Genomic DNA, 22,501 nt, shown 5'->3' with positions numbered 1-22,501 from the left:
CTCCAAACTGTTTACAGAGTGGTTCGGATGAAGATTTTTATTCTTTTGGGTGGGAAGGAAGTCAAAAAAGCATTTTTGACACTTAAAAGAGCTTTCAGGTTCGCGAGTAATATGTTTAGTCCTTAATCCATTATGTCTTGACTATAATTTATGTTGCTTCATAGATTAGGGGTGGGAAAGAATATATTATGCGTTTAGAAAATCAGCAGAAAAGCAGGAAAATTTGATGATTTCGGAAACTTAAACGCAGACTGGTTATTTGGAAACGATACCGCAAGAAATAAAAAAGGATGTTTCTTTAGCTTTTTCTTTAGCAGATGATTCCTATTGTCAAGCTGTTGCTATTATGCTTCGTGATCGTAAGGCTTCAACTTCTTATATTCAATGTTGTTTAGGCATTGGTTATAATCGTGCCGCCACATTGATCGAAAGGATGGAAGAAGAAGGCACCATTAGTCCAGCTAATGATATAGGTAAGCGAAAAGTTTTGGAGACTGTCGAAGAAGAATACTTTTAAAAATCTTTTGATATTTTTTTCAAACAATATCTTTATCTTATAAAGAAGGGTATTTATTCGTCGTTGATCACTTAAGTTATGAATTATAAAGTCAATTAAGTATTGCTTGGGAGCATTTTTTATGAAAACGTCTTTTTTACTGCAAAGAAGAGTCTTTGGGTTGGTGGGAATTATTGTCTTTTGGTGTTTAACTTTTCCTGTTTTTTCGCAAGCATCTAATAAAGTGATAAAGGCGCAAAATGTTGTGAATCACTTTGCGGCAATCAAAACAATGACAGGTGATTTTATTCAGTTTAGTCCAAAGGGAAAAATGTCTCAGGGGACATTTTATTTAGAGCGCCCAGGGAAAATTCGTTTCATTTACAAAAAAATGCCTTTACAGATTATTTCAGATGGCCAATTTGTGGGTATTAACAATCGGGCTTTGAATACTTGGAACTTTTCACAACTTTCGCAAACGCCAATGAAATTTTTGTTGGATGATAAAATTGATGTATCTTCTGGGCGCTTGTTCGCATTTCGCGAAGATCCAGGGGCTGTAACGATTGTTCTGCGTGATAAAACGATTGGGGCAGGGCAAATAAGGATGGTTTTTGATTCTAAAGGCTCTGCTTTGCGACAGTGGACAATTGTTGACCAACAAAATTTGGAAACTACTGTGCAGATTATGAATGTGCGGACAGACGTCCGGTTCGCTAATGGGATGTTTGCACTTCCTTCGAAGAAATGAAAAAAGAGTGTTACGTCATTGGGATTAAAACAAATGTTCTTTCGTATTGCGACTTGGAATATTAATTCTATTCGTTTGCGTCTTGCACAGGTTTTTCAGTATTTGGAACTCTTTTCCACAGATGTTTTGTGTCTACAGGAAACAAAATGTCCAGATGCTTTATTTCCAGTGGAGGCTTTTGAAGCAGCGGGTTATAAGCATATCGCATTGAGTGGACAAAAATCTTATAACGGGGTGGCTATTGTTTCTCGTTTGCCTTTTAAAAAGGTAGAAAAACGTTTTTTTTGTCAAAACCAAGATTGCCGTTATATCTCAGTTATTGTGGAAGCCCATGGGAGAAGCTTGCGGATTCATAATTTTTATGTTCCTGCTGGGGGAGATATCCCTGATGCTGATGTGAATGAAAAGTTTCGTCATAAGCTTGATTTTTTAGAAGGAATGTCCTCCATTCGTGCGGATCAAGGCGATGGTCTTTCTTCTCTTTTGGTGGGAGATTTAAATATTGCTCCTTTGGCAGAGGATGTTTGGTCTCATCAGCAATTGTTGAAGGTTGTAAGCCATACTCCCATTGAAACCGAGCGTTTACAGGATTTGTGTTGTCAAGGTGGATGGGTTGATCTGATGCGGTTGCATATTCCTGTTCCTACCAAGCTTTACACATGGTGGAGTTATCGTGCTCGCGATTGGGCATTTACCGATTATGGGCGGCGGCTTGACCATGTTTGGTCTTCTCAAGATTTAGCCCCTTTTGTTGTAGATCTTTCGATTTTTCGTGATGCGCGCGGATGGGAACGTCCTTCAGATCATATTCCTGTGCAAACTGTATTTGATTTTTCACGTCAAGTTTGAAATAAGAGGTAAATAAAGTATTAATATTAAATAATGATTCTGAAAGAATGCGGGAGACTGGATGTATATCAGAAATCTCAAATGGGGCGCTTCTCGTGGATTATTTTTTAGTGTCTTGTTGTGTTTGCTTTTGTCAGGATGTATGGTTGGTCCTAATTACCAGAAAACATCTTTTCGTGTTCCAGCAGTTTGGGGAGAAAAATCTGCACAGACTGCAGGGCAGCCCATTGCGCTTGCCGGATGGTGGCGGCATTTGAATGATCCTGTTCTAGATGCGTTAATGGATTACGCGATTTCTGGAAATAATAATGTTGCTGTTGCCAAAGCTCGGGTACGTGAGGCGCGTGCGGGTTTAGGACAGGTTGTGGGAACTCTTTTGCCAAATGTGTCCAATTCAATTTCAGGAACCCGTAGTCGTTCTGGACAGTCTGATGCATTGTTCAACCAGTATAGTAGTGGTTTTGATGCAAGCTGGGAGCTTGATTTTTTTGGTGGGCATAAACGTGCGGTTGAAGCGGCGCGTTATGGCCTTGATGCGGCTGTGGAAGATATGCGCGCTACCATGGTGACATTACTAGGAGATGTGGCAACAAATTATGTGCAAATGCGTGGCTGGCAACAAAAGTTGTTTATTGTGCGGCAAATTGCTGTATCACAACGTAAAACTTATGAACTGATGCGCGCTAGATTAACAGCTGGTGATGTTTCTGAGCTTGATGTTTCAAATGCGCAAGCACAAATGGCAAATACAGAAGCAGATATATCACAGATGGAAGCGAATTTAGCAATGAGCGTTCATCGCCTTTCTGTCTTAACTGGTCGTGTGCCTACGGCATTGAAGGATCTTTTACAAAAAAATGCTAAGCATGCAAAGATTCCACAACCACGCTGGCCGATACCAGCAGGAATTCCAGCCGATATTTTGTTAACACGTCCAGATTTGCGACGGGCAGAGCGTCAATATGCGCAAGCGACAGCACGGATTGGTCAACGTGAAGCAGATCGTTATCCATCACTTACTTTAACAGGTAATATTTCGACAGCAGCAACGGCAATTGATCAATTATGGAAAAATTCAACGATTGGCTGGTCTTTTGGACCTGGTCTTCGTTTTCCTCTTTTTAATGGAGGTCAGGTCGAGGCTTCTATTGCGGTAGCGCGCGCGCAGCGTGATCAAGCTTTTATTACTTATCGAGCTGCTGTGTTGGAAGCTTTAGAAGATGTAGAAAATGCGCTTGTAAGATTAACGAAGGAACATCAACGCTTAGAAAAGCTAATCGTTGCGAATAAAGCTTCTCTTCATTCCTTAAAACTTTCACGGAACCTTTTTGAGAATGGAAATACTAGTTTTCTTGAATTGTTAAATGCTGATCGCTCTTATTATTCTGCACAAATGGCGCTTAAAGATAGCCGTGTTTCTTTGGTTACGCAATATATCACGTTGATGAAAGCATTGGGGGGGGGCTGGGATGGCGTTGTTGATGTATCGCGTCCAGAAGTCGTTGATAATGCACCTCGTTCGCGTGCAAAGGTAGGGAAATGAAAAAAAACTTACTCAAAAATTTCATTACAAAACACAAAAAACTTTCCTTCTTTTTAACTGCTATATTTCTCATTCTCTTGCTGTTATGGTTACGTTCTGTTTTTTTTGGAACATCTACTCCAACTTATATAACAGCGGTGGTGAAACGTGGGGATATTGAGGAAAGTGTTTTAGCTTCTGGTCTTGTACGTCCTTACCGGTTGGTGGCTGTTGGTGCGCGAGCAACAGGGCGTGTGGTGTCAATGCATGTTTCCCCTGGAAGTGTTGTGAAAGAAGGCGATCTCTTGGCAGAAATTGATCCTACAGATCAGGAAAATGATTTAAAAAGAAAAAAAGCAGCATTATCGCATTATTATGCGAGTTTGGTAGAACAAGAAGCCTATCTTTCTCTTGCACAGAAAAATTTAGAGCGTCAGAAAAAAATGATTGAAACACGGGCGATTTCACGGGCGAACCTCGATGAGGCTGCGACACAGGTGAAAATACGCGAGGCGCAAATTGAACAACTTCGTCAGCAGATTGTGCAAGCACAAATTGATGTGGAGAGTGCAGAGGTTAATTTAGGTTATACACGCATCACTGCCCCTGCAGCGGGAACGGTTTTGGCAACAGTTGTGGAAGAAGGGCAGAATGTGAATGCGGTTCAGTCGGCGCCAACAATTGTTATTTTGGGTGATTTATCAAAGATGACGATTAAGGCGCAAATCTCAGAAGCAGATATTCTTAAAGTCCGAGCTGGACAACCACTTTATTTTACAGTTTTAGGTAATTCACAGCGTCGTTATGAAGGCGTTTTAGAAAAAGTAGAGCCGGCTCCTGAAACAATTCGTGCTGATGTGAGTATTAATCCTGGTATGGTGAGTGGTTCTAGTGCTTTAATATCATCGGCTATCTATTACAATGGAATTCTACATGTTGATAATGCGGACAATTTTTTGCGAACCTATATGACTGCTCAAGTTCATATTATCTTAGGGCGCGCACAGAATGTCTTGTTGGTTCCAAGTAATGCTTTACGCGATGAGACAAGAGAGCGTAAAGCATGGGTTTCTGTTTTGGTGGGGGAAAATAAGTTGGTTACTAAACAGGTGAGCGTTGGGTTGAATAATAAGGTTATGGCAGAGATTATTTCAGGACTTAACGAGGGTGATGTCGTCGTCACCAGTTCGTCTGATGGATTGATGCCCGAGTCTTCTAACATGCATAGCGAAGACGAGAGTTAAAGCATGAGCACAAATCAAGCAGATGCTGTCTTCGTCTTGGAAAATATTGTGCGCAAATTTCCTGCGGGCGAAGCGTTTGTTACCGTTTTGAAAAACATCAATCTTACCATTAAACGTGGTGAAATGGTGGCAATTGTAGGTGCTTCCGGTTCAGGTAAATCTACCTTGATGAATATTTTAGGCTGTCTTGACCGCCCAACTTCTGGCCGTTATTGGATCTCTGGTAAAGAAATAGCTTCCCTTTCTGCGGATGAATTGTCGGCTTTGCGACGTAATCATTTTGGTTTTATTTTTCAGCGTTACCATTTGTTGAATGAATTGACAGCTCTTGGTAATGTTGAAATTCCGGCTATTTATGCGGGAAGTGCCGTGGAAGCAAGGAAACAGCGGGCACAGGATCTTTTAACACGTTTGGGCATGGGTGATCGGATAAATCATCGTCCAAATCAGCTGTCCGGTGGTCAGCAACAACGTGTTTCTATTGCTCGGGCGCTCATGAATAATGCGGAGGTCATTCTTGCAGATGAACCAACTGGTGCATTGGACAAAAAGAGTGGGCAAGAAGTATTGCATATTTTGGATGAACTTCATCAAGAGGGACGTACTATTATCATTGTAACCCATGATATGCAGGTGGCTGAAAGAGCAGAGCGTATTATCGAAATCAGTGATGGGGAAATTATTGCTGATAAGCGGTCAAGGGTTGCAAAAACAAAAGTTGGTGGAAAATCTCTTCAGGAACAACAAAATCTAAAAGGCCAACAAAAACTGGGCTTTTTTCGTTCTTTTGTTGAGCGATTCCGTGAGGCGTTTGTGATGGCTCTGTTGGCAATGAATGCACATCGCATGCGGACTTTTCTAACAATGCTTGGGGTGATTATCGGTATTGGGGCGATTATTGCTATGGTGGCTTTAGGGAATGGTACACGAGAGAAAATTCTGGAAAATTTTAAAAGTTTGGGTGCTAATACATTAACCATTTTTCCTGGCAAAAGTTTTTCTGATCCACAAGCAGAAAAAATAACCAGTTTGGTTGAAGCTGATGCAGAAGCCTTGTCTGGGTTACCTTATGTTTCTGGTGTAACACCTCAGATTTCAACAAGCTCAAAAGTGCGTTTTGGTGCAGTTGAAGTCAATGCTGTCATTGTGGGGGTGGGAGAACAATTCTTTCAGATACAGGGGCTTAAAGTTTTCAAAGGACAGTTTTTTGATCAAAAAAGTGTCCATGATCGGGCGGTTGATCTCGTGATTGAAAAAGAAGCATTGTCTGTTCTTTTTCCCCATAGCCATGAAAGCCCTCTTGGCAAAGTGGTGCATGTGGGTAATGTTCCAGCGCGTATTATTGGTGTTGTTGATTCGCAAAATCACGCAAATGGAAATGCATCAAATACATTACAGCTTTATTTGCCCTATACAACAGTGCAAACGCGTTTTCTTGGTACAACAGAAGTTCGTGCAATTACTGTTAGGATTGCTGATGATGTCGATTCACATTTAGCGGAAAACATGGTGAAACGTTTTCTCATTATGCGGCATGGTGGAGAAGATTTTTTCATTAGAAATTCAGAATTCTTTCGTGAACGTATCATGGAGAGTACACATATCTTAACACTTTTAATTTCTTCAATTGCAGCGATTTCCCTGATTGTAGGTGGTATTGGGGTGATGAATATTATGCTGGTCACCGTTTCTGAGCGGATCAATGAAATTGGTGTGCGTATGGCAGTTGGTGCACGCCAAAGTGATATTTTGCAGCAGTTTCTCATTGAAGCGGTGTTGGTTTGTGTCATTGGTGGTGGTTTGGGGATCTTGCTTGGGCTTTCTATCGGTGGCTTGTTTCTTCTGTTTAAGGCACCTATCCATCTTATCTATACCATTGAATCGATCATTATGTCTCTTACTTTTTCAACCCTCATAGGAATATGTTTTGGCTTTTCTCCAGCGCGGCAAGCTTCACGGCTTGACCCTGTTGTCGCTCTTTCACGCGATTAAGCTTTATCAATTGGGGCATGTTTGTTCGTGATGCTTTCCACTGGATGAAGCATTTATGAAGCGAAACATGAATGGAAAAAGTTTAGCATTATTTGCTGCTCTATTTTAGAAAACGCTTTGTTCATTAAGTGGAGCGTACCACTAGAGGTGAACGTTTTATAGGGCACCCCATCATGTGAGATATGGTAGGCATATAAGCCTTATTGAGGCATTAAATGTTTTGAGAATGCATGATGAATATTTTTAAATCTTTCTTGTCGAGTCTTATGGAAGTAAATCCTATTAAGGAGAAGTTAAATGGAACCCGTTAGAATGAGATTGCTTGCAGACTGAATTTTGTTAAAAATTCTCGTCTTCTGAGATGTGAAGAGGAGAACAAATGAAATATACTGCGCGACGATTCTTAAGATTTAATCTAAAAAGAGGCGGGGGAAGTGAATAGTATATTTGCTAACAAACAAAAGAACAAAAAAGAAGGTTGATGCCAAAAACAGCTTAAACCTCCGTTCTTCCAAAAAAATGAACTGATATCGAGATAGTTGAGCAGTTTAAGAGGTTTCGTTTAGTCTTTTTAAGATTTTCGGAAAAGAGGTTATGAGGATTTCTCACTTTTAGTTTTGCAGAGGGTGGTGCAAATTATAGGTGTTTAGGTTTATGCAAATAAATTATGATCGTGCTCAAGTTTTAAAATGTGACCTAAGACACAGCCATTTTCTGTTCCTTTATGCGAGTAACTTAGCTTTCTTTAGAATATTTTGTTTAAGGCATCGCTTTTTTCTGCCTTATCTCATGATTTTGAAGCTGAAGGATAAACAAGCCATTTGAGTTTCTAGGGTAAGGATGCCGTCAGATACTCGGTAGGGGGCGTGATCTTAAGAACTAATACCGTGAGATGCGGGTTTGATTTCATGAGTTTGGTGAGGAAGACAAAAAGTTTGAGAGGCGGATAGCTTCTTATTTTGAATGATGTATGAATGAAAAGGGTTTTCATTCATTGAATAAAGAATAAGCTCATATTCAGCAGGTGTGAGATGAAGTAAGAGCATCGTAATACCAAGCTGCAGTTATGTTGCTAAAGAATATAATGGCCGCTAGTGATGAGCAATGGTATGTCTAGTTGGTATGGTATTCTCCCTCCTGCTACAAGTCCGATACAGAGCGCCATTGTGTTGCACATTGACACTCTTGTTTTAAAGAAACATTTCTCAAGGTATCCAAGCCTATTTTGCGACGCTGTTCATGGTAAATCTATTGAGCACCTCCATCTTTACGCTTATGAAGTAATAAGCCGGACACCATCATTATATTTGCCAGCTCGTGGGTGTTGCGATAGACCTTGCATTAAGACGGTTCATAAGAGCCATTTTTAGTCATTTCTTGTACAGTTTTTCTCCACACACTCATCCCGCTTGTGATGTGCAAGCGGGTGGTTTTGATTGATTCAAGATAAACAGATTTGAAATGAGAAAATCTTACGTTATTCAGAGTTCTAATTTAATATGAATGACGCTATATTATCATTATAAATCAATATATTGTACATATAAAAAAGAATTCTAAAACCACCCGCTATAAAGTATAAGAAGCGAATAATTAATCTACGAAAGAACAAAAGACAAAAAAATATTTCAAAAATCAATATTTTGAATATCACAACTAATATTTTGCGTATTTATAGTGAAATTATATGCATGATCGTTCGTAAAATGCGCTGTTTTGTGTGTGGAGTTTCTTCCTTGGTATCTTGTGTGTTCGCAGGTGTCCTATCCATTTCCTCCTCTCATTCTTAAGCTAAATCCTAAAATTATTGCGCACTTTATTGTGTATTCTTAACAAAAGGCAAAAAATATTTTCAAAATCATCACGCCTTACCGTTTATTTCCATAGGGATATAGACATCAATAAATGCATCATATGATTTGGGGGATACTCAAAAAGATCAAAAGATTCTCTCTTGTTGATTTAATTAAGCATAGAAGAAATGTCTTAAAATCAAGCAATTTTAAGCTTTTTTAAGTTTTTTGGGTAGAACAAGAGGCATTGACGAATTGGTTTAGATTCGATAGTTGAAGGTATTTTTCATTGGGGAGAAGCATGACGCTGCAATCGCTTTTACAGACATATCGTGATGAAGCGCGTACCGAACGAGATAAAGGTACATATTTTGAGCGTTTTGCTCTTGCTTATCTGATACATGATCCTCTTCAGTCTGGGTGTTATGAGAAGGTTCAAACCTTTAAAGATTGGGCTCGTGAAAATGCTTGGGATGGTCGGGATACCGGTATTGATCTTGTGGCAAAGCTTCGTGATGAAGAGGGATTTGCAGCAATCCAATGTAAATTTTATGATGCAGCTTATCGGATTAGAAAAGCAGATATTGATAGTTTTATTTCGGCATCAGGGAAAGCTCCATTCAAGCGGCGTGTTATTATAGATAGTACTGAAAGTACTTGGAGTGATAACGCTGAAACAATGATACGGGGGCAGGATATTCCTGTTATACGGATTAATCTTTCCGATATACAACAAAGTCCGATCCGTTGGGAAACTTTTGCAGCCCAGGGCAAAGTTGTTTTGGAGGATAAAAAGAAGTTGCGTCCACATCAATTGGAAGCATTGCGTGATGTGCGTACTGGGCTTGCTCAAGCAGATCGGGGGAAGCTTATTATGGCTTGTGGTACTGGTAAGACATTTATCAGTCTTAAAATTGCTGAGGATTTGGCGGGTGAAGGCAAGTTTGTTTTGTTTCTTGTTCCTTCCTTGGCACTGATGTCACAGACGGTTCGTGAATGGACAACGGATGCAGGAATCGGATTGAGATCTTTTGCTGTTTGTTCCGATACACAAGTAGGAAAGCGTCGTAAAAATAGTGATGATGTTGCTGAAATTGATGTGTTTGATCTTGCTTTTCCGGCGACAACCGATGCTGCTAAACTTGCAGAACAGGTGGCGAAGAGTGTTGCAGATAAGATGACCGTGGTGTTTGCAACCTATCAATCTATTCAGGTGATTGCTGATGCTCAGAAAAACTATGGTTTGCCAACATTTGATCTTATCATTTGTGATGAAGCGCACCGTACAACAGGGGCAACGCTGGTGGGCGAGGATGAATCCAATTTTGTTAAGGTGCATTCTAATGATGTTATTTGCGCCAAGAAACGCCTTTATATGACAGCGACACCACGCATTTTTGGTGATAACGCAAAAAGTCGCGCGAATGAAGTTAATGCCGTTCTTGCTTCGATGGATGATGAAAAGCTTTTTGGTAAAACACTTTTTTATCGGGGTTTTTCATGGGCAGTACAAAATGATCTTTTAACAGATTATAAGGTTATTGTCTTAGCAATGGACGAAAAATTGGTCAGTTCCGCTGTTCAGAAGCGCCTTAGTGATAGCGATACTGAGCTTATTCTTGATGATGCAACAAAGATTATTGGCTGTTATAAGGCTTTGACAAAACAAAATATGAAGGCTGATGTTGGTGCGGATTTATATCCTATGCATCGTGCTTTAGCGTTTTGTAAAACTATTAAAAGTTCTGAACTTGTGCGTGATGAGTTTTCTACGGTTGTTAGAGAATATCTTGATTATACGAAAGAGGATACAGAAAATGAGCATTTTCTGAAGTGTGAAATTGAGCATGTTGATGGCACTTTTAATGCGAAGGATCGTGGTGCATTACTTGACTGGTTGAAAGCTGATAGTGGTGAGGATGTTTGTCGTATTTTGACCAATGCTCGGTGTTTGTCTGAGGGGGTGGATGTTCCGGCTCTTGATGCGATCATGTTTTTAAATCCACGCAAAAGCCAGATTGATGTTGTGCAAGCGGTTGGGCGGGTGATGCGTCGCTCTGAAGGTAAAAAGATGGGATATGTCATTTTGCCAATTGGTATTCCTCCTGATACTCCAGTGGAACAGGCTTTGAACAACAATGATAAATATCGGGTTATCTGGCAAATTTTAAATGCTTTGCGTGCGCATGATGATCGTTTTGATGCGACGATTAATAAGGCATCCCTCGGGCAAGATATCAGCAATGTGATTGAGATTATTGGTGTCACGCAGAGCACTGAGTTACAGGCTGTTACGGCTGTTGTAGACAATCTTCCGGTTCGCTCACAGCCTGCACGAGCGGGAATTGGAAGTCTGGAGCATGATTGCTTTCTTACAGAGCAGGTAAACGAGGAGTTTTCTTTCTGCGTAGATGAACTTTCTCGTGCGATTTTGGCAAAGATCGTTAAGAAATGTGGGACACGTGATTATTGGGAGGATTGGGCGAGCAATATTGCTGAAATTGCTAAGAATCATATCACGCGCTTAACAGGCATTCTGGCAGAGCCAAATACTGAGGCGCGTCAAGCCTTTGACAGGTTTGTGGCAGAACTGCGTGATGACTTAAATGATGCTGTTACAGAAGCTGATGCGATTGAGATGTTGGCACAGCATATTATCACGCGTCCTGTCTTTCAGGTGTTGTTTGAAGGCTATCAGTTCACACGTGAGAATCCTGTCTCGCGTGCTATGCAGCGTATGCTTGATGTGCTTGATGAGGCAAATCTTGATAAGGAATCCAAAGATCTGGAAAAATTTTACGCAAGTGTAAAATTACGAGCCAGTGGCATTACGGATCCAAAAGCAAAACAGAGGTTGATTGTAGAGCTTTATGATAAGTTTTTTCGTTATGCTTTTCCACGCACTGTAGAAAAACTAGGCATTGTTTATACCCCCGTCGAGGTTGTGGATTTTATTTTGCACTCTGTCAATGATGTCTTAGAGCAAGAATTTGGGCAAACGCTTGGCTCACCGGGTGTGCACATCATGGATCCTTTTACTGGAACGGGTACTTTTATCACGCGGCTTTTACAATCGGGTCTGATAAAGCCAGAAGAAGTGAAACACAAATTTTGTCGTGAAATTCATGCCAATGAAATCGTGCTTTTAGCCTATTATATTGCAGCCATTAATATTGAGACGACCTATCATGGTCTGATGGGGGGCGATTATGTTCCGTTTGAGGGAATTTGTTTAACCGATACATTCCAGCTTTATGAGCAAGAAAAAGACCTGATCAGTGATTTGCTGGTGGATAACAGTACACGTCGGGCGCACCAGAAGGAACTGGATATTCGTGTTATTGTTGGCAACCCCCCTTATTCTTCTGGACAAAAAAGTGAAAACGACAATGCGCAGAATATTGGCTATCCTAAATTGGATCGTCGCATTCGTGAAACCTATGCCGCTCAATCTAAAGCAAGCAATGTTAATGGACTTTATGACAGTTATATTCGTGCCATTCGTTGGGCAAGTGACCGTATAAAAGACTGTGGTGTTATTGGTTTTGTGACAAATGCAGGTTTTATCAGTAGTTACTCTACGGATGGTTTACGAAAATGTTTAATCGAGGAATTTAGCAGCCTTTATATTTTCCATTTGCGGGGGAATCAACGAACTTCTGGAGAGCTCTCTCGAAAGGAGGGGGGAAAGATTTTTGGTTCTGGGTCTCGCGCACCTATTGCGATTTCCATTTTGGTTAAAAATCCGGATGCACAACAGCATGGGAAAATATATTTTCGTGATATTGGAGATTATCTCACAGCAAAAGAAAAGCTCCGTGAACTTCAGAGGTTGGGGAGTATTAGTGGTATCACACGTGAACACAGCTGGCAGATGATTACACCTGATGAGCATGGCGATTGGCTGAATCAGCGCAATAATGATTTTGAAAAATTTCTAGCCTTAGGTGACAAGAAAGGCAGTGATAAAAGGCTCTTTGAAAATTTTTCTGGCGGTATACAAACTAGTCGTGATGCTTGGACATATAACTCAAGTCGTGAAGCTTTAGCAAAGAATATGAGCAATATGATTGCTTTTTATAACAGTGAAGTAGAGCGTTTTAATGCTGCGTATCTACATTCTGATCGCAAAGCACGTGCAAATGCTGTGAACGATTTTGTCAATACAGATTCTAGAAAGATTAGTTGGAGTAGTAGCCTTAAAGAAGAATTAATAAGGGGGAAAGCTTTTAAATTTAAAGATACGTATATTACCCAGAGCCTTTATCGTCCTTTTACACAACAGTGGCTCTATTACAATCGTGTTTTTAACCATAGAGTTTTACAAATGCCACGTATTTTTCCTCTGGAACAAGCGGCTGAAAATAAGGTGATACAAGTTACGGGAATTGGAGCAAGCAGTGGCTTTTCTGTTCTGATGACTAAGAATTTATCTAATCTTCATGCAATGGATACTGGTCAATGTTTTCCACGGTATGTTTATGAAGATGCTGTGTCCTTGAAAAATAAGGAGGGGGATCAGGTTCATTTGTTTGCAAATTTTGCAGAGGAAAGCAAAGAAACTGGTTTAGAGCGGCGTGATGCTCTTACGGACGAAGGGTTGGCTTATTTTAAGGCAGCTTATCCTGGTGAAATGATAACAAAGGATGATTTGTTTTATTATGTTTATGGGATTTTGCATTCTGAAGATTATCGTGCTCGTTATGCGCATAATCTGTCTAAACAATTGCCGCGTATTCCAACAGTTAAAAAGGTAGAGGATTTTTGGGCTTTTGTTACAGCGGGGCGCAAGCTTGGTGATTTGCATATGAATTATGAAGAGGTTGAACCCTATCCCGTTACCTATAAACAGGGTGATCCAAGAACTTGGGTGATTTCTGATGAGAAGGGTTTTTATCGTGTTGAAGCAATGAAATTTGCTGGTAAGCGTGGTGCTATTGACAAAACCACCGTGGTTTATAATGCGAATATCACGATGCAGAATATTCCTCTTGAAGCTTATGAGTATGTGATCAATGGCAGGCCTGCTCTTGAATGGGTTATGGAGCGGCAGGTTGTCAAAACGGATAAAGCGAGTGGGATTGTGAATGATGCCAATCGCTATGCTGTTGAAACGGTGGGTAATCCAGCTTATCCATTGGAATTGTTTCAGCGGGTTATTACTGTAAGCTTGGAAACAATGAAAATTGTGCGCAACCTGCCAAAATTGGAAGTGAGAGAAACTGAAAAGGTTAAATTATCCATTGTGCGGTAAAATAGCGCTGTGTCGTAACAAACTGGCACTATCACACACCTTGTCAGCTCGTGGGTATTGCGACAGCCCTTGGCACTTGAGACAAGTCCATAAGAGGCATGTCTTTCTTGTACAGTTTTACGCTGCGCAGGCTCTCTTCCTTTGTGATGTGCAAGTCCTATGTGATGTGCAAGAAAATGGTTTTGATTGATTTAATAGAGAGCAGATTTGAAATGAGAGAATCTGATGATATTGAGAGCTCTCATTCAAGTTGTAGCGTAATAAATTTTCATTATAAATCAATATATTGTATGTGATAAAGCACCTTAGGCAGTGAGGTCGCTAAAATTATGACGCATGAGCTTTAGCGGCAGTGATGAATATTCTCAGGCAGGGTTTTCTTATCGAGCTTTATGTGAGTAAACCATATAAATGGGGAAGCTGAGTGGAACCTGTCCAGAGAAAGTGGATTGTTTACAAATCGTTGCTAATAAGAATCGTCGCCTTTTGAGATGTTGAGAGGAAATGAAAATTCTCATGAAATCTGTCTTTTGAGGTGTTCTGATATTGAAGTGAGCAGGTGGAACGCGTTAGACAAGAAGCTGAGTTATTATTGTTTACAGATCAATAGAGTTTAAAAATTTTCGTTCTTTTTGGGGATGAAACCAGACAAAAGGTGATCTTAGAGAGCGAAATGATTTCAAAAAAGATTGCGATAAAAAACGTAGGGTATTTGTCGCGGTGTGCGTTTTGAGCTTATTCCTATCTGTGATCTAAAATGCTCTTATGAAGACGCTTTGTATAATGAAGAGATTGTTTCTAATGTATTGATTTATAATGATAGTTTAACCTTCTCTCTGTTGAATGAGAAATCTAACTATTATAAATTTTCTTATTTTAAATCTATTAAAATTATTTTTTTGCATGTCATACAAGGTTGGTATGTTCGTGTTTAAGAAAGGGGTAATGCATGCCTCTTACCAATCATCCCAAGAGGTTTAAGAGCTATCGTAATACTTGGGGGGTGGCAAAATATAGGGTGAGGCGGTTTGCATTTTTTATGAAGGGTAAGACAGTGGTATAAATAGATTTTTATGACAAGTCTGGAAATCTTATGGCTGTCTGGGGGCTCTATTTACAAGAGCTTATATATTGGGATGGTATGTACAGATCCGCGCTGTGAGATATGTTTGGGATGTAAGAGATGTTTTGGGTGAACGTGCAAATACAGTGACACGTGCATTGGGATGTTCTGCGTTGTATGAGGGTAAGCTCTGTCGAGCTTTTATAGAGGCAACTCGTGTGGAAGGGTATGAAGCGGTTCGTGGGTGGCAAGGTTTTTAAAAAGTCAGAAGGATAAAGATTAGAATGCGGTTCTGATATAGACTTGGAGCGTTTTAATATATTGGAATATAAGAATGCGGATTTGATTGATCTGTTGTATTGCGCTTTCAGCATTGTTCTTTTTAACAGGATAGGCAATGAAATGGATATCAGGCATTAAATATTTAAGTTCTCGCATTGAGCGCCACACATGGTAATCATGGGTGACGATATAAAGGGTTCTATAGTGGTGTTTTTTGATCCAAGCGGCGCTTTCTTCGGCGTTTCCTCTGGTGTTAATCGCTTGATGCCCAATGTCAATACAACAGGAGATAAGCCGTGGGGTAATATGCATGTTGTGCATGAGACTTTTCAGATTGGTTGTGGTGTTTACGCCACTGATGAGGAGACGTGAACCAAACCCCCTTTGTAAGAGATTAAGTCCTGTCTCTATTCGGTTTTCTCCACCTGTAAGCACGATAATGGCATCCGCTTTGGGGAGAGGTGTTGGGGGAGAAAGTCGTTCAGTTTTTTCAGAAAAAATGATAAAACCGCTCCAGAAAATGAAAACAATGATTGAAAGAGTAAGGGTTGTCGGTGGAAAATAGCGAAATAAAAAGCAGGGAGACCAACTATTATAGTGGGGCCGTTTTGGAAGAGGACGTTCTAAATTTTTTTGCATCAATGAGTTGGGGCTGTTGTGAGTCATAAAATTAAAATAAACCGTTTTCACATTGATCGATTTTTTTCAGTTGCGCTAAAATAGTCATGCGGTTGGTAAGGGTGGTGAGAAAAGAAACGAAAATAATAAGCAGAGTGATTTTTCCGTAGGGGATGGAACTTATGGAAAGATGTCCAAACAAAGCTGTTACTTGGCTAGCTTCTACTCTTCCCAAGTTATAATTCGTCCAGAAGCAAAAGGCTGAAAACAGAAATATGCTTGTAAGACCACCATATAAAGCACCACGCAGCGCAGTTTTAAAAAAATGCCAGTCAAATTGGCGCGCAATGAAAAGAGTTTCAGTACCAAGGAAATATAAGACATTGATAATATGTGCATTTTCTGCCAATGCATTGCGGGTGGCAAAAATGATGGTGAGGATAAGAGAGCCTAAAACCAATGCTAAAATTGAAAAACCAATGAAAACAGTGGTGTGTGCCATGGTCGCAAAACGATGAACCCAAACACGGTGATCATCAAATTGACCTCCTGGAATTTGGGTTTTAATGGCGTGATTAATGGCTGAAAAATTGATTTTTTCATCCCCATTCAGGGTCACAATGATGAGGCGGGGAAGGGGTAGTTCATTGACATTGAAGCCTGTTCCAAGCCATGGCTCCAGTAACTTTTCTGTAGCTTTTTGGTCAACAATTTTTGCATCTTGTACACCAGAAAATGTTTTAACCAATTGTACGGCATCACGGAGTGCTTTGTTGATATCAACATTGTCAATGGGGCGTATTTGTATTGTTGCTTCATAGCTAATCTGATTACTCCAATTTTGGGCGGCACGTTGGACCAAATCAACACCGATTAAGGTGAGGCTTGAAAGAAATGTCATAATAGCAATCACGGCAACTAATGCTTTTCCAGAAATATTACCACTGGGAATAATCGCTGTTGTATTTTTTTTATTGCTTGTAAAAATGGGGAAAGACTTATTCATGAATCGTCATCCGTCCGTTATGGAGAAGCATACGTCGTGCTGCAACTTGTTCCATTAAGGCAATATCATGGGTAGCAATGATAACAGCTGTTCCAAAACGATTTAATTCAATAAACAAACGCAGTAGGCGTTTTGCCAAGGGCGGATCGACATTTCCGGTGGGTTCATCGGCAAGTAGAATTTCAGGTTGATCAATGAGTGCGCGTGCAATGGCTACCCTTTGTTTTTCCCCACCGGAAAGAACCGGTGGTAAAACATGAATATGATCTCCAAGACCTACCCAACAGAGAAGATCTTCCACTTCACTGCGATAGGTTGCTTCTTCTTGTCCTTTAATGCGTAAAGGTAAGGAGACATTTTCATAAGTGGTCATGTGGTCGAGTAAACGAAAATCTTGAAAAACCACCCCGATACGTTGTCGCAGCGCAGGGAGCTCTTGTCGTTTGAGCAATGCTGTGTCTGTTCCAAAGAGATCAATATGACCGCGGGTGGGTTTGAGTGCCAAAAACATAAGACGCATCAGCGACGTTTTCCCTGCTCCAGAGGCACCTGTGAGAAATTGAAATGATCCAGGAGGAATATGAAAGCTAATATCACGAAGGACCTCAGGGCCCATTCCATAGCGTAGGCCGACATTTTCAAAATGAATCACTTTTTATTATTACTCCTGATTTTATATTGCATCATTTATTCTAAAAACTCTTACTTTCATTGCTTTAGATTTTTGTTGTAAGCTTGTTTATTTTAGATTTCATGGTTTTCAATATTTTTTATACACCCTCGTTATAGATAAATATTTTTGCTCAAGAATATTATCACTTATACTTTCTTTTTTTAGCCTTATTTATGATTTTAGCAGGAATTTCAAAGGGATTCTAGCATAAACATCAGAACTATTTTTCCTTCTTACTCAGAGGCTTTTTTTGCATTGAGTGGACATTAGGTGATTTTAAAAAGCTATGTTGCTCTTTTTATCTTACTTTCTTATTCTTGTTCGCATCCCAATCCTGAGGTTTTTGCTTAAATTATTTCTTACCTGTTATGAAAAAAAGCGTTTGTTGTTAGAATGATTGAGCTTCTCGTGAATTGTTTTATTTTTTATTCTCCTCGGTGGTTTTCGTAATAATGCTGAGATAATTTTAGCAAAAAAAACAAAAACCACCGTATGTTGTATTGCGTCGTGTTTTTTAGTTTTGTCGGTTGGCAATTAGATCTTCAACAACTTGTGGTTCGGCAAGGGTTGAAATATCTCCGAGAGTATCAAAATCGTTTTCAGCGATTTTTCGTAAAATACGTCTCATAATTTTCCCTGATCGCGTTTTGGGAAGCTGTGGAGCAAACTGAATTTTATCCAATATGGCAATAGAACCTATTTCTTGTCTCACATGCTTGATAAGGTCTTTTTGCAATTCTTCACTTGGCGCTGTTCCTTCCATGAGGGTCACAAAACTATAAATTCCTTGCCCTTTAATGGGATGCGGGTAACCCACAATAGCTGCTTCTGATACAGCGGGATGAGAAACAAGAGCCGATTCAATTTCAGCAGTTCCTAATCTGTGCCCAGAGACATTGAGAATGTCATCAACTCGTCCTGTGATCCAATAATAACCGTCGCTATCGCGCCTACAGCTATCGCCTGAAAAATATTTTCCTTTATAGGAGGAAAAATAAGTTTGAATAAAGCGTTCATGATCCTTATAAAGTGTGCGCATTTGTCCGGGCCATGAATCACTGATACAAAGAGTGCCTTCTGCTTCACCTTCTAAAACATTGCCTTGGGCATCAACAATTTGGGGTTGAACACCAAAGAAAGGACGTGTGGCCGATCCTGCTTTGAGGGGGGTTGCACCGGGCAAGGGTGTGATCATATGCCCTCCTGTTTCCGTTTGCCACCATGTATCGAGAATCGGACAACGGTCATTTCCAATTATATGATAAAACCATTCCCATGCTTCTGGGTTAATCGGTTCGCCTACCGTGCCTAAAAGACGCAACGACGTCCTGTCTGAGTGTTCAACAAACGAATTTCCTGCTCCCATTAAGGCGCGGATAGCTGTTGGTGCGGTGTAGAGTGTATTGACTTGATGCTTGTCGACAATTTCCCAGAATCTGCCTTTGTCAGGAAAGGTTGGTGTGCCTTCAAACATTAAAGTGGTCGCACCATTACATAAAGGTCCATAAACCAAGTAAGAATGGCCGGTTATCCAACCAATATCAGCCGTACACCAGTAAACTTCATCGGGGTGGTAATCAAAAACATATTGGTGAGTCATCGAGGCAAAAACAAGATAGCCTGCTGTGGTATGCAAAACACCTTTAGGTTTGCCGGTGGAGCCTGAAGTATAAAGAATAAAAAGCGGATCTTCAGCATTCATGGGTTCTGCTGGACAAGCTGTTTTGGCATGAGCTATCTCTTCGTGGTACCAAAAATCACGCCCCTCTACCCATTGAATGGGTCCACAAGTCCGCCGTATAACCATGACTTGGTCCACCTGCACGTTTTGGCGCGCGGCTATCTCAATGGCATGGTCAACGTTGTCTTTTAAGTTGATCCGTTTGCCGCCACGCAAGCCGTGATCAGCGGTAATCATAAAGGTTGATTCACAATCGACAAGGCGTCCTGCTATTGCTTCAGCAGAAAAGCCAGCAAAAATAACCGAATGAATAGCTCCAATGCGAGCACAAGCAAGCATGGCATAGGCTGCTTCGGGAATCATAGGAAGATAAATGGTTACTTTATCGCCTTTCTTAATGCCACGACTTTTCAAAAGATTAGCAAAACGACAAACATGTTCATAAAGCTCGTTATAGGTTATTTTTTTATCATGATAAGGATTATCTCCTTCCCAAATGAGCGCGATTTTGTCTCCATGGGTTTTCAGGTGGCGATCAATGCAATTATAGGTAACATTTGTTATCCCATCTTCGTACCATTGAATGGAGACATCTCCGTTAAAAGAAGTGTTTTTTACTTTTGTAAAAGGTTTAAACCATTCAATGCGTTGACCATGTTTGGCCCAGAAGCTTTCTGGATCATTGATGCTTTCTCGATACCATTGTTGATAAGTTTCCTCATCGAGTAAAGTATTTTTTTTGATCTCTTCTGATATTGGATAAATTTTTTCAGTCATGTTTCCCTCTTTTTATTGTTTGGAAAAATCTGCCTCTGTATTTTTGTATGGTTATATTTGTGGCAGAGTTTTCCCAAAAGCTTTTCATTGTGAGGTTAGACTAAATGACAAAGATTAGAATAGTCAATTTTTAAAATCTGATACGTTTTTCTTAAAAAGGTATTTTATGCTTTTAGGATATTCAAATATGGCAAAGACTATTGCGGTATAGAGCTTTTTATAAACGCACAAAGGCACTAAAAAATATCATATAAAAAGGGAGATGAAGGTGCTTTATTGATTATCGCTTTAAATGTTTTTTATTTTGTATTCCCTTATTAAAAAAAGAATAAGTTTATTAATAATTAATTAAACCAAAATATCAAAAATAATGAAAAGAATTACTGTATATAAAGTTTATTTTATAGTTACTTTCCAACTGTAACTACCACTTTTAAAAACCAATAGCATATATAGGGATAAAGACAATGAGAATACAAAACATTCTTACGATTTCATAACAAATATTCATTATAAAAAAATCCTGATTATAAGATGTGATCCACAATAGATATCTCTGAAAATTATTTTATGCACAGATGTAGATATTTAATTTTGGTATATTCTTACAAATATACTTACAAAATTATTTAATTTCAGAGATATCTTTGTCGCCATATGACCGAATGTGTTGAATGAACCAAAAATATTAATTCTCCTTAATTATCCACATTAAAAGTAGTATCACAATGATACATTTCAAATGGTTATTACGTATTTTAGATCATTGTCAAAGATAAATTTTAAAAATGGAAATAAAAATACTATATAAATCATATATATGTTATGTATATATTAATATTTTTCTTAAAAAGATAATAATATTATTTACAATATTTTAAAATATAAGAAATACCCCATGGTTTTTCTTAATTAAAGTTTAAAATCAGAAAAATTGCGCATATGAAAAGTTGAAGTTTTTCTCTTTGTTTACGAGAAAGATAAAGAAATAATGATAAAGAAATATCGTTATTGGGATCGATCTCATTGCCATTGTTTTGCCTACATGTATTATGCGCATATGCATGGGATTCGTTCTTTTATTTTTCAGGCGAATATTAACCGTATTTTATGCTTTGTAGAGCATGGAAAGCCTCTATGCTATCGTTGATCTTATAGATTGCTAGCATGTTGTTTAGCGCGGCTCTTGGTGCTCTATTGGGTATTTGAGATGTTTATTTTGCTCAAGTGACTTACATGAAAGAGTTTTGTTACTGTATTATGCAGCCATAAGCCTCTTTTGCCTGCTTTACGCCATTGGCATGCGGGGAAATTGTTTACGCATGTTGGAGAAGTTAAGAGAATGCGTGATTTTCAATGAAAATCATTGCGATAATCGTATTCAATATTCTTTTGCTATTAGTGATTTTGCGACAGTTTTTTCATTCATGCTCAACGCCCCTCTTATCATTTTGCTTTTATATAAGGATTTATTTTTTATGTTGCTTTTGCTGGAGAGGCGGTCAGAGGGGAGTAAAGTAGAAGCAATGTGCGATAATATGAGAGCAAAATTGCAATGCTATCTTGAAGCTATTGTATGTGTTGTGGATGTGCCGGTGAGAAATTTGAGAAGACCAGCTTTTTTGCTTATTTTGCTAACAGGATGAAAGAAGGACTGAAATCTTTTTTGCTAGAATTGCTCTTTTATTGATATTGAAGTAAATATTTTTTCTCATTTCTGCTGTTTTTGGCTTGTTCGTAGAATTTTCAATGGGAATTTATATGAGGGGAAATTGCTTTACACAGGGCGTTTTCCAAATAAAGCGGAGCCAATGCGAAGGACATTAGAGCCAAACTGTAGAGCGGTTTTGAAGTCACTGGACATACCCATGGAAAGCTTTGGAAGACCTGCTTGTTTTGCTAATTTTGCTAAGAGCGCGAAATAGGGGCCGGGGTTTTCGTCGACAGGGGGAATGCCCATAAGTCCGATGATATCAAGTCCATAATTGTTTTTGCATTGAGAAACAAAAGGGATCACTTCTTGTGGTGCGATACCACTTTTTTGCGGTTCTAAGCCAATATTGACTTGAACATAGCAGGGAAGATGCCTTTTTTGCTTTTGCATTTCTTCCATCAAAACTTTGGCTATTTTTTCACGATCAACCGTTTGGATGACATCAAAAAGTTTGACAGCTTCAGCGGCTTTATTCGATTGTAGGGGACCGATGAGATGGAGTTTAATATTTTCAAATTGTTGACGTAACCCGAGCCATTTTTGTGCTGCTTCTTGTACGCGGTTTTCTGCAAACAAAGATTGGCCTGCTTGCAAAAGGGGTCGTATATCAATAGCAGAAACAGTTTTTGAAACAGCGATAAGTTCAATTTCTTCTACAGGGCGTTGTAACTCTTGACATGTTTCAGCAATGTCTTTTTGAAGGTTTTGCCATGCTTCAATGGAAGGGGCATCGAGGGGCGTTTGTGTATTCATGTTTTTGTGCTTTACCTTTTTTGTTCAAGAGTT

General features: G+C 39.5%; 13 protein-coding genes and 2 pseudogenes. 9 read left to right on the top strand and 6 right to left on the bottom strand.

What is annotated here, in order from left to right; genetic code table 11:
• Positions 1-256: 256 nt before the first annotated feature.
• The 6 genes and pseudogenes from ACFINE_RS03325 to ACFINE_RS03300 form a co-directional block, all read left to right on the top strand.
• Positions 257-517, top strand: a pseudogene (locus tag ACFINE_RS03325) (DNA translocase FtsK); the annotation flags it as partial.
• Positions 518-638: 121 nt separating this feature from the next.
• The gene (locus tag ACFINE_RS03320) at positions 639-1,247 is read left to right on the top strand and encodes an outer membrane lipoprotein carrier protein LolA (protein WP_375621033.1); all 609 of its coding nucleotides are present in this window, start codon (positions 639-641) and stop codon (positions 1,245-1,247) included.
• 33 nt (positions 1,248-1,280) lie between these two features.
• Positions 1,281-2,096: an exodeoxyribonuclease III gene (locus tag ACFINE_RS03315; protein ID WP_375621032.1), complete on the top strand. Its 816-nt coding sequence runs from the start codon at positions 1,281-1,283 to the stop codon at positions 2,094-2,096.
• Positions 2,097-2,157: 61 nt separating this feature from the next.
• Positions 2,158-3,639: an efflux transporter outer membrane subunit gene (locus tag ACFINE_RS03310; RefSeq protein ID WP_375621031.1), complete on the top strand. Its 1,482-nt coding sequence runs from the start codon at positions 2,158-2,160 to the stop codon at positions 3,637-3,639.
• Entirely contained in the window at positions 3,636-4,862 is a 1,227-nt protein-coding gene (locus tag ACFINE_RS03305) for an efflux RND transporter periplasmic adaptor subunit (protein ID WP_375621030.1), read from the top strand. The genes ACFINE_RS03310 and ACFINE_RS03305 overlap by 4 nt, the downstream gene beginning before the upstream one ends.
• A gap of 3 nt (positions 4,863-4,865) precedes the next feature.
• Positions 4,866-6,854, top strand: coding sequence for a MacB family efflux pump subunit (locus ACFINE_RS03300; RefSeq protein WP_375621029.1), 1,989 nt, complete (start codon positions 4,866-4,868; stop codon positions 6,852-6,854).
• Between the two features lie 1,152 nt (positions 6,855-8,006).
• Here the strand turns inward: ACFINE_RS03300 and ACFINE_RS03295 are convergent.
• Positions 8,007-8,218, bottom strand: a pseudogene (locus tag ACFINE_RS03295) (integrase); the annotation flags it as partial.
• A gap of 730 nt (positions 8,219-8,948) precedes the next feature.
• On the opposite strand from ACFINE_RS03295, the gene ACFINE_RS03290 reads away from it, so the two are divergent.
• Complete coding sequence (locus ACFINE_RS03290) at positions 8,949-13,901, top strand: DEAD/DEAH box helicase (RefSeq protein ID WP_375621028.1); 4,953 nt, start codon at positions 8,949-8,951, stop codon at positions 13,899-13,901.
• A 1,188-nt stretch (positions 13,902-15,089) separates the two neighbouring features.
• Positions 15,090-15,224, top strand: a complete 135-nt coding sequence (locus ACFINE_RS03285; protein ID WP_375611713.1) for a hypothetical protein — start codon at positions 15,090-15,092, stop codon at positions 15,222-15,224.
• Positions 15,225-15,243: 19 nt separating this feature from the next.
• Here ACFINE_RS03285 and ACFINE_RS03280 read toward each other — a convergent pair whose 3' ends face one another.
• The 4 genes from ACFINE_RS03280 to acs all read right to left on the bottom strand — a co-directional run bounded on the left by ACFINE_RS03280 (position 15,244) and on the right by acs (position 20,001).
• Complete coding sequence (locus ACFINE_RS03280) at positions 15,244-15,912, bottom strand: YdcF family protein (protein WP_375621027.1); 669 nt, start codon at positions 15,910-15,912, stop codon at positions 15,244-15,246.
• A 4-nt stretch (positions 15,913-15,916) separates the two neighbouring features.
• Entirely contained in the window at positions 15,917-16,870 is a 954-nt protein-coding gene (locus ACFINE_RS03275) for a cell division protein FtsX (RefSeq protein WP_375621026.1), read from the bottom strand.
• Positions 16,863-17,522 carry a cell division ATP-binding protein FtsE gene (gene ftsE, locus ACFINE_RS03270; protein WP_273723097.1) on the bottom strand — a complete coding sequence of 220 codons (660 nt, stop codon included), beginning with the start codon at positions 17,520-17,522 and terminating at the stop codon, positions 16,863-16,865. Before ftsE ends, ACFINE_RS03275 begins: the two co-directional genes overlap by 8 nt.
• A 535-nt stretch (positions 17,523-18,057) precedes the next feature.
• Positions 18,058-20,001, bottom strand: coding sequence for an acetate--CoA ligase (gene acs, locus ACFINE_RS03265; protein WP_375621025.1), 1,944 nt, complete (start codon positions 19,999-20,001; stop codon positions 18,058-18,060).
• 1,322 nt (positions 20,002-21,323) lie between these two features.
• Here acs and ACFINE_RS03260 point away from each other — a divergent pair.
• Positions 21,324-21,647, top strand: coding sequence for a hypothetical protein (locus ACFINE_RS03260; RefSeq protein WP_375621024.1), 324 nt, complete (start codon positions 21,324-21,326; stop codon positions 21,645-21,647).
• Between the two features lie 131 nt (positions 21,648-21,778).
• On the opposite strand, the gene ACFINE_RS03255 is transcribed toward ACFINE_RS03260, so the two are convergent.
• Positions 21,779-22,468 (bottom strand): YggS family pyridoxal phosphate-dependent enzyme, encoded by a 690-nt coding sequence (locus ACFINE_RS03255; protein WP_375621023.1) that lies wholly within the window; start codon positions 22,466-22,468, stop codon positions 21,779-21,781.
• Between the last annotated feature and the right edge of the window lie 33 nt (positions 22,469-22,501).

Source organism: Bartonella sp. AA97HXZ (assembly GCF_042196985.1).
Classification (GTDB): Bacteria; Pseudomonadota; Alphaproteobacteria; order Rhizobiales; family Rhizobiaceae; genus Bartonella.
Note: the sequence above shows the minus strand (reverse complement) of the source record. Positions and strands in the feature narration are given on the sequence as shown.

What these genes read in the sequence shown, in the direction of transcription:
- ACFINE_RS03255 (WP_375621023.1), bottom strand. Translation starts at nt 22,468, where the DNA reads ATGAATACACAAACGCCCCTCGATGCCCCTTCCATTGAAGCATGGCAA.
- ACFINE_RS03315 (WP_375621032.1), top strand. Translation starts at nt 1,281, where the DNA reads ATGTTCTTTCGTATTGCGACTTGGAATATTAATTCTATTCGTTTGCGT.
- ACFINE_RS03280 (WP_375621027.1), bottom strand. Translation starts at nt 15,912, where the DNA reads ATGACTCACAACAGCCCCAACTCATTGATGCAAAAAAATTTAGAACGT.
- ACFINE_RS03300 (WP_375621029.1), top strand. Translation starts at nt 4,866, where the DNA reads ATGAGCACAAATCAAGCAGATGCTGTCTTCGTCTTGGAAAATATTGTG.
- acs (WP_375621025.1), bottom strand. Translation starts at nt 20,001, where the DNA reads ATGACTGAAAAAATTTATCCAATATCAGAAGAGATCAAAAAAAATACT.
- ACFINE_RS03310 (WP_375621031.1), top strand. Translation starts at nt 2,158, where the DNA reads ATGTATATCAGAAATCTCAAATGGGGCGCTTCTCGTGGATTATTTTTT.
- ACFINE_RS03320 (WP_375621033.1), top strand. Translation starts at nt 639, where the DNA reads ATGAAAACGTCTTTTTTACTGCAAAGAAGAGTCTTTGGGTTGGTGGGA.
- ACFINE_RS03305 (WP_375621030.1), top strand. Translation starts at nt 3,636, where the DNA reads ATGAAAAAAAACTTACTCAAAAATTTCATTACAAAACACAAAAAACTT.
- ACFINE_RS03275 (WP_375621026.1), bottom strand. Translation starts at nt 16,870, where the DNA reads ATGAATAAGTCTTTCCCCATTTTTACAAGCAATAAAAAAAATACAACA.
- ACFINE_RS03290 (WP_375621028.1), top strand. Translation starts at nt 8,949, where the DNA reads ATGACGCTGCAATCGCTTTTACAGACATATCGTGATGAAGCGCGTACC.
- ACFINE_RS03260 (WP_375621024.1), top strand. Translation starts at nt 21,324, where the DNA reads ATGTTGGAGAAGTTAAGAGAATGCGTGATTTTCAATGAAAATCATTGC.